The organism is Pseudomonas sp. SIMBA_067 (genome assembly GCF_046534675.1).
Taxonomy (GTDB): domain Bacteria; phylum Pseudomonadota; class Gammaproteobacteria; order Pseudomonadales; family Pseudomonadaceae; genus Aquipseudomonas; species Aquipseudomonas putida.
The window spans coordinates 1-278 of the sequence record NZ_JAWRYH010000328.1; the positions used below are offsets into that span (position 1 = coordinate 1).

The 278-nt window shown below is 56.1% G+C and carries 1 pseudogene; it reads left to right on the top strand.

Annotated elements, in window-relative coordinates:
- Positions 1 to 278, top strand: a pseudogene (nfeR, locus tag SB765_RS29320) (DNA-binding transcriptional regulator NfeR); the annotation flags it as partial.

Genomic DNA, 278 nt, shown 5'->3' on the forward strand with positions numbered 1-278 from the left:
TAACCCAGGGGAATTACACCCCAAGCCCGGGCGTCATCTACCCAACGCTGGATTTTCTGCAGGAGCAGTCGCTGATTACCATCCGCGAAGAGGAAGGAGGTAAGAAGCAGATTGCGCTGACCGAACAAGGCGCGCAGTGGCTGGAAGAAAACCGCGAACAGGTGGAGATGATTGAAGAACGCATCAAAGCGCGTTGCGTTGGCGCGGCGCTGCGCCAGAACCCGCAAATGAAGCGGGCGCTGGATAATTTTAAAGCGGTGCTGGATTTACGCGTCAAC